Annotated in this window: 10 protein-coding genes and 1 riboswitch; of the genes, 5 read left to right on the top strand and 5 right to left on the bottom strand. The window is 71.5% G+C overall.

Annotated features, from left to right (window positions below; genetic code table 11):
* Nucleotides 1–32: 32 nt before the first annotated feature.
* The 3 genes from ACWF94_RS23970 to ACWF94_RS23960 all read right to left on the bottom strand — a co-directional run bounded on the left by ACWF94_RS23970 (nucleotide 33) and on the right by ACWF94_RS23960 (nucleotide 1972).
* Entirely contained in the window at nucleotides 33–509 is a 477-nt protein-coding gene (locus ACWF94_RS23970; RefSeq protein ID WP_453492015.1) for a C40 family peptidase, read from the bottom strand.
* A 3-nt stretch (nucleotides 510–512) separates the two neighbouring features.
* Nucleotides 513–698, bottom strand: a riboswitch (cyclic di-AMP (ydaO/yuaA leader).
* A 318-nt stretch (nucleotides 699–1016) separates the two neighbouring features.
* Nucleotides 1017–1325, bottom strand: a complete 309-nt coding sequence (locus tag ACWF94_RS23965) for a hypothetical protein (RefSeq protein ID WP_453492013.1) — start codon at nucleotides 1323–1325, stop codon at nucleotides 1017–1019.
* Nucleotides 1326–1336: 11 nt separating this feature from the next.
* Nucleotides 1337–1972 carry an ATP-dependent Clp protease proteolytic subunit gene (locus ACWF94_RS23960; protein WP_453492010.1) on the bottom strand — a complete coding sequence of 212 codons (636 nt, stop codon included), beginning with the start codon at nucleotides 1970–1972 and terminating at the stop codon, nucleotides 1337–1339.
* Between the two features lie 229 nt (nucleotides 1973–2201).
* Between ACWF94_RS23960 and ACWF94_RS23955 the strand changes: the two genes are divergently transcribed.
* Together ACWF94_RS23955 and ACWF94_RS23950 are read left to right on the top strand one after the other, a co-directional pair.
* On the top strand, nucleotides 2202–2846 hold the full coding sequence (locus tag ACWF94_RS23955; RefSeq protein ID WP_453492007.1) for a PASTA domain-containing protein: 645 nt from the start codon (nucleotides 2202–2204) through the stop codon (nucleotides 2844–2846).
* A gap of 318 nt (nucleotides 2847–3164) precedes the next feature.
* Nucleotides 3165–3446 (top strand): type II toxin-antitoxin system Phd/YefM family antitoxin, encoded by a 282-nt coding sequence (locus ACWF94_RS23950; RefSeq protein ID WP_453492004.1) that lies wholly within the window; start codon nucleotides 3165–3167, stop codon nucleotides 3444–3446.
* Between the two features lie 164 nt (nucleotides 3447–3610).
* On the opposite strand, the gene ACWF94_RS23945 is transcribed toward ACWF94_RS23950, so the two are convergent.
* Complete coding sequence (locus ACWF94_RS23945) at nucleotides 3611–4627, bottom strand: ABC transporter permease (protein ID WP_453492001.1); 1017 nt, start codon at nucleotides 4625–4627, stop codon at nucleotides 3611–3613.
* A gap of 105 nt (nucleotides 4628–4732) precedes the next feature.
* Between ACWF94_RS23945 and ACWF94_RS23940 the strand changes: the two genes are divergently transcribed.
* Together ACWF94_RS23940 and ACWF94_RS23935 are read left to right on the top strand one after the other, a co-directional pair.
* Nucleotides 4733–5353, top strand: a complete 621-nt coding sequence (locus ACWF94_RS23940; protein ID WP_453491998.1) for a TetR/AcrR family transcriptional regulator — start codon at nucleotides 4733–4735, stop codon at nucleotides 5351–5353.
* A gap of 467 nt (nucleotides 5354–5820) precedes the next feature.
* Nucleotides 5821–7398, top strand: coding sequence for an alpha/beta hydrolase (locus tag ACWF94_RS23935; protein ID WP_453491995.1), 1578 nt, complete (start codon nucleotides 5821–5823; stop codon nucleotides 7396–7398).
* Nucleotides 7399–7664: 266 nt separating this feature from the next.
* On the opposite strand, the gene ACWF94_RS23930 is transcribed toward ACWF94_RS23935, so the two are convergent.
* Nucleotides 7665–8372, bottom strand: coding sequence for a lysophospholipid acyltransferase family protein (locus tag ACWF94_RS23930; RefSeq protein WP_453491993.1), 708 nt, complete (start codon nucleotides 8370–8372; stop codon nucleotides 7665–7667).
* A 440-nt stretch (nucleotides 8373–8812) separates the two neighbouring features.
* Between ACWF94_RS23930 and ACWF94_RS23925 the strand changes: the two genes are divergently transcribed.
* A partial coding sequence (locus ACWF94_RS23925; RefSeq protein WP_453491990.1) for a lysophospholipid acyltransferase family protein occupies nucleotides 8813–9427 on the top strand: 615 nt, incomplete at its 3' end.

Genomic DNA, 9427 nt, shown 5'->3' with positions numbered 1-9427 from the left:
CGGCGCACTCGGTGCACGGTAGCGGCGGAGCGTCAGCGCACCCGGCCGTACTTGACGCTCTTGCTCCAGATCTTGTCGAGCTTCACCCACGACCCCGTCTTGGGGGAGTGCCAGATCTTGCCCTTTCCGGCGTAGATGCCCACGTGGTAGACCCTGCCGCCGGAGCGGAAGAAGACCAGGTCCCCGACCTGACGCGCGGACGCCGAGACGCGCCGCGTCTTGTTGTACTGCTGCTGAGCGGTGCGTGGCAGTTTCTTGCCCGCCTTCTTGTACGAGTACAGCGTCAGCCCGGAGCAGTCGAAACGGGACGGGCCCACCGCGCCGTACCGGTAGGGCGAGCCCTTCTTCGACGCCGCCACCTTGAGTGCCTTGCCCGCGTGGGACGACGCGGCGTGTGCCTGGGACGTGCCACCCGGCACGATCAGCGAACCACCGACGGCGGCGAGGGTGAGGACCGATACGGCCCCCGCCCGGCTCATCAGAAACGGGACGTTCATCTGCGCACTCATGCGCAACCCTTCGTCAGCCGCCTGTGAAGGATGACCTGTCGGGTTCGGGCGGACGAAGGTGCCCTGCCGCATGGCGCGGCTTCACCCCAAGGGACGTCCGGACTGTCCGGATGCCCCGTACTGCTCGGGTCCTCCACTCCTGCCGAAGCACTCCTGTCGACCAGTCATCCGAAGCGGCGGCAGGATTCGGCGTCCGCTCGGACTGCCCCGCCGAGGTGACGGGGGCTTGTCGTCCCAGGGATCTTGACCCACGACCTGTCAGATTTCCGAGCGGAAACGGCGTTATGTGAGTTTTAACACCATTGGCCCGACCGGGTGGACATGGCCTCCGCGCGGGCGGGCGCTCGGCAGTTGAGCATGCCCGCACCTGCACCGGACTACGGCTGTCCGCTTGCCTCGTCGTCATGATGCGCAACTCGACCGTAGCCGCTAGCGGGATGTTGAGTACATCAAACGGGGTAGCACTCCTGATACCCGGATGGCGGTTGACACGATCCGAACGGTACGTCAGTGCACCTGGGGCGGCGGCACGGTCACCCGCCGCGCCCTGCGCTCCCCGTCGAGCACCCGCAGCGCCCTGGTGAGCGTCGCCGTATGCACCTCCCGCTCGCCGCGCTGGTGCATCAGCGTGAGGGCGTCCCGCAGGGCGGCGGCCCTGGCTGCCAGGGCCTGGGCCGCGCGGAGTGCGCCATAGGTCTCGGTGGCGCGGGAAGGATTGATCCGCCCCACCAGATCGACGACTTCGAGATAGCAGTCGATGAACTCGCCCTCGGCGCGGGTCAGCGCGGGCAGCGGTGGCAGTTCAGGGAGCGGCATCGGGCCGCCCCTCAGTGGGCGCCGGGCGCGGGGAGAGAGGTCTTGCGGTTCTGGATGATGTGGTCCACCAGTCCGTACCGCTTGGCGGCCTCGGCGTCGAGGAAGGTGTCGCGCTCCAGATCCGCCGAGATCCGTTCCGGTGTCCGGCCGGTGTGCCGGGCGAGCAGCCGGGTGAGCTGGGCGCGCAGCCGCAGCAGTTCGGCCGCCTGGATCTCCAGATCGGACGGCTGGCCCTGCACCGGCTCGTCGAACGCGGGCTCGCGGACCACGATCCGGGCGCCCGGCAGCGCCAGCCGCTTGCCAGGGGCGCCCGCGGCGAGCAGCAGTGCCGCGGTGGACGCGGCCTGGCCGAGACAGATCGTCTCCACATCGCAGGTGACCGTCTGCATCGTGTCGTAGATCGCGGACATGGCGCTGAGCGAGCCGCCGGGGGAGTTGATGTAGAGCGCGATGTCCCGGTCGGGGGCCGCGTGTTGCAGGTAGAGGAACTGGGCGATCACATCATTGGCCGCCGTGTCGTCGATGGGGGTCCCGAGAAGGACGATCCGCTCCTCCATGAGCTTGGAGTACGGGTCGAGGGTGCGGTTCCCCCAGGACGTGCGCTCGGTGAACTGGGGCAGGACGTAACGGGCATCGGGGCGGTCCATGACGTATCTCTCCTCTGGCTGGGCCTCACCGTAAAATGTACAGGACGTACAGAAGTTCGGCATGGGTAAGAGGGAGGCAGGGCCATGGCCGCGCTGTGGTGACCGGGCTGCCGGTGCATCACGAGTGCGTCACCAATGGAAGTCAGAGGTCACAGGCACGCCATGCGTCACATGGGACGAATCGGTACCGCTACGTTCAAGCGTTGACCAAACACCCTTGGGGGGATTCATGGCCTGGAATCAGCCATCGCCACAGCAGCCGCCGACACCGTGGGGACAGCCGTCGGCCCCGCCGCCGAGGGGACCCGGGTGGGCGCGAAAGCGCGTCATCATCCCCGCGGCCGTCGCCCTCTTCCTTGTCGGTATCGGTATCGGCTCCGCCGGGAGCGGCGGCGACGAGAAGACCGCCGCCGGCGGCAAACCCGCGCCGACGGTCACCGTCACCGCGAATCCGGCGGCCGGGGGCGGGGCGGACACCGCGCCCGCGCGGGAGAAGGCCAAGGACGGGCCCAAGTCCGCCGACAAGGACGCCAAGCGCGAGAACAAGCCCGAGGACAGGCCGAGGGACGAAGACAAGTCCAAGTCCGGCGAGGGGCGGAAGGGAGACGGCGGGGACGGCGGAACGCCGGCGGACGAGGGGGAGAAGGCACCCGTCCCCGATTTCGTCGGCATGGGCCTCCAAGCGGCCCAGGACAGGGCGCAGTCGAAGGGCTTCTACCGCCTCACCTCGCACGACAGCACGGGTGACGGCAGGATGCAGGTCCTCGACCGCAACTGGCGGGTCTGCACGCAGGACCCCCGGGCGGGCAGGACCGTCCCCACGGACACCGAACTGAACTTCGGCGCGGTGAAGGTCGAGGAGTCCTGCCCGTAGGGAGTAACCCCGTAGGGAGTAACGGTGAGTGGGGTCCTGCCCCTGGGGCGGGCCAGTGGAGTCCGGCCAGTGGAGTCCGGCCTCAGGGGAGTGCCGGTGATGGCAGTCCGGCCCCAGGGAGTGCCGGTCAAGGGCGCGTCGTCCGCCCGGAGGGCGTGCCGGGCCGACGGGACCGTGACGGCACGGCCTGGGGGAGCGCGCCGGGGGAGCGGCGGCCTGACGGCCCGGCCCGGCGGCGGATGGAACCTGCTGACCTGGCCCTTCGGCCGTCCCGCCGGCATCGGGTGGACCCGGGGAACGCCGATTAAGCTGGGGAGCATGGCCTACGAGATTCCGGTGACGCAAGCCCGCGCAGAGCTGGCGGAACTGATCAACCGTGTTGTCTACGGCGGAGAGCGCGTCGTCGTGACGCGGCACGGCAAGCCGCTCGTGGCGCTGGTGTCGGCCGCCGATCTGGAGCGGCTCGAACAGGGGCAGGAGGCGGCCGGGGAGCAGATCGTCAGCTCGGTTTCCGCGCTGGGGTCCGGCTCCCCCGCCCCCGCCGAGCGGGGGCGATTCGGTCTCACCGCCGAACACCGCCGCCCCGACGCCCACGGCTGACCCGCACGCCCCTGGCACGCGAGCGCCGACATCCGCGTGCAGGGGCAGGCAGGCAGGACAGGCAGCGGCAGGCAGGGACAGAAACGAGGCCATGCGCCCCCGTCCGCTACGGCAGGGACACATGGCCGGTCCAGAACCCCCGGCGGACCGAGGGGTGCGGAGGGTCAGCCGACCGCCGCCGGCGAGGCCGCCCGGTCGCCGGAGGCTGTCGTGGCCGCTGCCGGTGCGCGACGCCGTCCGGCCACGAGTACGGCGACCAGACCGAGCCCTGCCCACAGCGAGAGGGTGAGCAGTGCGCCGCCCGCGCCGTTCCCGTCGAAGTACGCCACCGAGCGGACCAGTTGGGTGCCCGCGCCGGGCGGCAGCCACTGGCCGATCAGGTCGGCGGGCGCGGGCAGCAGCTCGGGTGCGCTGGCGGCTCCCGAGAACGGGTTGCCCAGCAGCACCATCAGCAGCACGCCGAGCCCCAGTCCGCCCTGGCCGAGCAGGGCGCCGAGGCCGGCGACACCCGCCGCGACCGCGCCGACCGTCAGGGCGAGCGCCCCCGCCTCGGCCCACCAGGGCCCGTTCAGCACACCGAGCCAGCTGTCGGCGAGCGTGGTGGCGGTCAGCCCGACCAGGAGTGACGCACCGGCCAGGGTGGCCACGGCCCGTCCTCCGCGCAGCCCCAGCACGGTGATCAGCGCGCCGGTGGCCACTCCGGCCAGGGCCAGCGGCAGCACACTGGACGCCAGCGCGCCCCCGCGCGGGTCGCCCGGCGGCGTGGCCACCACATCGGTCACGGGCACCGGCCGGCCGGCCGGTGCGTACGCGGCGGCGGCCTCCCTCAGCAGCCCGGCGACCACGGGGCTCGCGGCGGTCGCGGTGAGCAGCCGCGGCCCCTCAGGGGTGACGACCATCGCTCCGTAGACATCGCGGTTCTCGATCGCGGTACGGGCCGCCGCCTCGTCCTCGTAGCGGTGGATGTCGAAAGCCCCCTTCCGCTGTTCGAGGCGCTGCTCGACCTGGGCGGCGGCGGCCGGGGGACCCGTGACCCCGATCGGCAGTTCGCGGGGCGCGACCCGGGCCGCCGGCCAGGCGAACGCCCAGAGGGCGAGCGCCACGAGGACCGGGACCAGCACGATCACCGCGACCATGCGGCGGGCGGGCGGAAGCCGGAGAGGAGCGGATGCGGCGGACATCGGGTTACCTCACCTTAAAGAGAAGGATCGTTCGTTTTGCTGGATCCAGCCTGCTCCCCGTTGCGCTTCCTTGTCAAGAATGAATGTTCGTTTTATCTTGTGGGCATGGCTCGCGTATCCCAGGAACACCTCGACGCCCGCCGCCGTCAGATCCTCGACGGCGCGGCCCGCTGCTTCGCCCGCAACGGCTTCCACGCCACATCGATGCAGGACATCCTGCGCGAGTCGGAGCTGTCGGCTGGTGCCGTCTACCGCTACTTCCGCAGCAAGGAGGATCTGGTCGAGGCCATCGCGGACGGGGCGTTCACCGGGCTTCGCACGGCCTTCGCGGAGGCCGCCCGGACGGTCCCGCCGCCCACGCCCGACGTTCTCGTCGGCCGGGTGCTGCGCAGAATGCTCCAGGAGCAGGTGCGGGGCGGGGACGAGCAGGCGTTCGCCCGGCTGGCCGTACAGGTGTGGACGGAGACGCTGCGCAACGAGCGGCTCGCCGCCACGCTCCGTGACGGGTACGCCGGTATGCGTCAGGCGTGGGCCGAGCTGGTCGACGCCTACCGCGCCAATGGGCTGATGGCCGATGATGCGCCGGCCGACCATGTCGCCCGCACGCTCATCGCCACCGCCCAGGGCTTTATCGTCCAGCAGGCGCTGTTCGGCGAGGTGCGGGTGGAGGTACTCGAAGACGGGCTGCGTGCGGTGATGTCCATGGGTACGCCCGCCGCCGACTGACGCGAGGCACCCTCGGACACCCCGTACCGGGCCGGGCTCTCCCGTACCCGGGCAGGGTCTCCCGAACCCGTACGGCTATCCCGTACGGCTCCCCCGTACGGGTTCTCTCGTACGGGAACTCTCATACGGGGGCGGGGTCTCCCGCACTCGACCGGGCTCCCCGGCTCTCCGGCTCCCGGGCCCTCCGGCTCCCCGGCTCTCCGGCTCTCCGGCGGGGGACGCTGGCCGCATGGCGCCACGCGCGCGGGTGCGCGCCGCCGGACTCCCGGGCGGACCCCCCTGACGAGACTCCCGCGCAGAACTCCCCCGGCGAGAAGGGACGTACGCCGCCATTCCGGTATGCACCGCTCAGCGGTACTTCACGCACCGGTTATTGGTTGGGTAAAGAACACCAGTACGACCTTTTCTGGCGCCCCCTCAGACGGAAGGATCCCCCGGGAACTCGACGACAGAAGGGGGAGTTCTCCGTGAGACGCACAGCAGTGCTCGGCTCGGCCGGCACTCTGATCGCGGGCACGCTCATAGCGGGCGCGATCGTGGCTCCGGCGGCCAACGCCGAGACCGGCCACAGCGGTTCGCCCGAGGCGCGAGGCGTCCAGGTGGCGGCCGAGCGGGCCGCCGGCAAGGGCATCGACTGGGCGGACTGTCCCGCCGACTGGGGAATCCCCCAACCGGTCCAGTGCGGCTGGGTGAGCGTTCCGCTCGACTACGCGCGGCCCCACGGCAAGCAGATCAGGCTCGCCGTCGACCGCATCGGCAACACCGGCACCCCGGCCGAACGCCAGGGCGCGCTGCTCTACAACCCGGGCGGCCCCGGCGGCTCGGGCCTGCGCTTCCCGACCCGGGTCACCGGCAAGAACCCGATCTGGGCGAACACCGCCAAGGCGTACGACTTCGTGGGCTTCGACCCGCGCGGAGTCGGGCACTCGACCCCGATCTCCTGCGCCGACCCGCAGGAGTTCGTGAAGGCGCCCAAGGCCGACCCGGTACCTGACTCCGAGGCCGACAAGCGCACCCAGCGCAAGCTCGCCGCCGAGTACGCGGACGGCTGCGCCGAGCGCAGCGGCTGGATGCTGCCGTACATGACCACCCCGAACACCGCCCGGGACCTGGATGTGATCCGCGCGGCCCTCGGTGAGCGGAAGCTCAACTTCCTTGGTGTCTCCTACGGCAGCTACCTCGGCGCCGTGTACGCGACCCTCTTCCCCGGCCATGTGCGCCGGATGGTCGTCGACAGCGTGGTCAACCCCTCGCGGGAGAAGATCTGGTACCAGGCCAATCTGGACCAGGACGTCGCCTTCCAGATGCGCTGGAACGACTGGACGGCCTGGGTCGCGAAGAACGACGCCGTCCTGCATCTCGGCGACACGCCCGAGAAGGTCGAACGGCAGTGGCAGAAGCTGCGCGCCACCGCCAAGCAGGCCCCGCTCGGCGGGGTCGTCGGCCCGGCCGAGCTGATCGGCTACTTCCAGGGCGCCCCCTACTACGACTCCTCCTGGGTGCCCGTCGCCCGCGCCTGGAGCAAGTATGTCGCCGGTGACCCGAAGCCGCTGATCGACGCCGCCGCGCCCGACCTCTCCGACACCGCGGGCAGTATCCGCTCGGAGAACGGCAACGCCGTGTACACGGCCGTCGAGTGCGCGGACGCGAAATGGCCCACCAACTGGCGGAAGTGGGACCGGGACAACACCCGGCTCCACCGGGACCACCCCTTCCTCACCTGGTCGAACGCCTGGATGAACCTGCCCTGCGCCACCTGGCCGTCCAGGCAGCACACCCCGGTGAACGTGAAGACGGGCAAGGGGCTGCCGGGCGTACTCATCGTCCAGGCCGAACGCGACGCCGCCACCCCGGTCGAAGGCGCCCATGAACTGCACAAGCGGCTCAAGGGTTCCCGGCTGATCATGGAGCGGGACGCCGGCTCGCACGGTGTGACCGGCATCGCCAACCCCTGTGTCAATCAGCGGGTGGACGCCTATCTGCTCCACGCCACGCTGGACAGCGGCGATGTGACGTGCGCCCCGCACGCCACGCCGCGGCCGTAACCCGCTCACCCGCGCCTGGGGTACGGCCCGGGACCCGTCCGGCCGACCGGGCCTGACGGGCCCCCGAGCGGGGGCGGCCTGCCGACGGCCGCCCCCGCCTCATCCTCGCGGGCGTTGCGCGCTCCTGCGCTCGTGCCGCGCCTCACTCCTAAGGGCCTCCCTCTGAGGGCGTCCCTCTGAGGGCGTCCCTCTGAGGGCGTCCCTCTGAGGGCGTCCCCCTGAGGGCGTCACCCTGAGGGCGTCACCCCTGAGGGCGTCCCGCGCCCTCACCCCTTGAGGCGCCCGGACTTCTTCGCCTGCTCCGCCTCCGCCTTGACCTCCGCCGCGTACCGGTCCACGTACTCCTGCCCGGACAGTTCGAGGATGGCGTACATGATCTCGTCGGTGACCGCGCGGATCGCCGCCTTCTGGTCCTCCAGACCGGAGTAGCGGGAGAAGTCCAGCGGCTCGCCGAACCGTACGGTGACGCGCTTGATCCGGGGCAGCACCTGGCCGGGCGGCTGGATCTCGAAGGTGCCCACCATCGCGCACGGGATCACCGGTACCCCGGCCCTGAGCGCCATCACCGCGACCCCGACCTTGCCCTTGTAGAGCCGCCCGTCGTGTGAGCGGGTCCCCTCCGGATAGATCCCGAGCAACTCGCCCTTGCTCAGCACCCCGAGCCCCTCCCGGATCGCCGCCCGGCCCGCCTCCTTGCCCGAGCGGTCGACCGGGATCTGCCCGGCGCTGCGGAAGAACGCGGCGGTCAGCCGCCCTTTCACCCCGGGCCCGGTGAAGTACTCCGCCTTCGCCAGGAACGTGATCCGGCGGCTGATGATCGCGGGCATCAGAAAGTGGTCGGAGAACGACAGATGGTTCCCCGCGACGATGGCCGCGCCGTCCTCGGGGATGTGGTCGAGCCCCTCGATCCGGGGCCGGAACACCAGGCGCAGCAGCGGTCCCAGGATCACGTACTTGAGCACGTAGTAGAACACGCGGAACTCCTCACTCTGCCGGATCGGCTCAGTCGCCGCGTTCCTCCGGATCACCAGCGGTTCTGCGGTGGTCCGCCCGGGTACGGGGCGGGGAGCCCGGCCTCCCGGCCCACCCCGGCTCGCCGGCCCGGGCGGACCTGGGTGCTGGACAGCCGGGTGCAGCGTACGGGTGCCCGCCCACCGGCCGCGCGATCGACCGTAGTCTGCTCAGCCGCGTGGCGCGGTAACCGCCGGGGCGCGACCGTGATTGCGGGAGTGCCGGGTGTGGATCCCGGGCCCCGGGCGGGCGGGACGCGTGCCAGATGCTGAGTGCCAGGTCGGTCGGCTGAGTAGCGGGGCACAGATGCCCCGGGACGGTTGAGTACGGCGACTCAGGCCCCGGAGCACCCCTCCCGCCGACGATGGGGCGACCTTGTCACCCGACCCACAGGACGCCTTCCGTGCTCAGCCGAATCGCCGCCGCCGTCGCCCCCGTACTCGGACGCCTGACGATCACTTCCGACGAAGCGGCCGGGCCGGCGACCGGAACCGTCTTCGTCGCCAACCACACCTCCCTGGCCGACCCCGCCGTCGTCCTCGCCGCCATGGCCGCGAGGGGCGTCGAACCGCCCGTCGTCCTCGCCGCCGCCGGTCTGTGGCGGATTCCCCTCCTCGGCCGGCTTCTGGAATGCGGCGGCCATATCCCCGTCCACCGCAACACCGTCCGCGCCGCCGACGCACTGGACCGGGCCGCCAGGGCGCTCCGGTCCGGCCGCCATGTGCTGATCTACGGCGAGGGCCGCCTCCCGGACCGTACGGACGCCGCCGAAGCCGCACCCGAGAGCTTCCGCAGCGGCCCGGCCCGCCTCGCGCTCGCGGCGGATGCGCCGGTCGTTCCCCTCGGTCAGGCGGGCGCCCGCCGGATCACCTCGGGCGGCGGCGGCAAACAGCTCGCCGGAATCCTCACCGCACCCGCCCGCCGTCCCGCTCTGCATGTGCACTTCGGCGCCCCGCTCCGGCTGCCGGACGATGTCTCCGCCGCCACCGCGACCACGCACCGGGCCGTCACCGGAGCC

The organism is Streptomyces sp. NPDC055078 (assembly GCF_053607985.1).
Note: the sequence above shows the minus strand (reverse complement) of the source record. Positions and strands in the feature narration are given on the sequence as shown.

What these genes read in the sequence shown, in the direction of transcription:
- ACWF94_RS23970 (WP_453492015.1), bottom strand. Translation starts at nt 509, where the DNA reads ATGAGTGCGCAGATGAACGTCCCGTTTCTGATGAGCCGGGCGGGGGCC.
- ACWF94_RS23955 (WP_453492007.1), top strand. Translation starts at nt 2,202, where the DNA reads ATGGCCTGGAATCAGCCATCGCCACAGCAGCCGCCGACACCGTGGGGA.
- ACWF94_RS23945 (WP_453492001.1), bottom strand. Translation starts at nt 4,627, where the DNA reads ATGTCCGCCGCATCCGCTCCTCTCCGGCTTCCGCCCGCCCGCCGCATG.
- ACWF94_RS23965 (WP_453492013.1), bottom strand. Translation starts at nt 1,325, where the DNA reads ATGCCGCTCCCTGAACTGCCACCGCTGCCCGCGCTGACCCGCGCCGAG.
- ACWF94_RS23950 (WP_453492004.1), top strand. Translation starts at nt 3,165, where the DNA reads ATGGCCTACGAGATTCCGGTGACGCAAGCCCGCGCAGAGCTGGCGGAA.
- ACWF94_RS23960 (WP_453492010.1), bottom strand. Translation starts at nt 1,972, where the DNA reads ATGGACCGCCCCGATGCCCGTTACGTCCTGCCCCAGTTCACCGAGCGC.
- ACWF94_RS23940 (WP_453491998.1), top strand. Translation starts at nt 4,733, where the DNA reads ATGGCTCGCGTATCCCAGGAACACCTCGACGCCCGCCGCCGTCAGATC.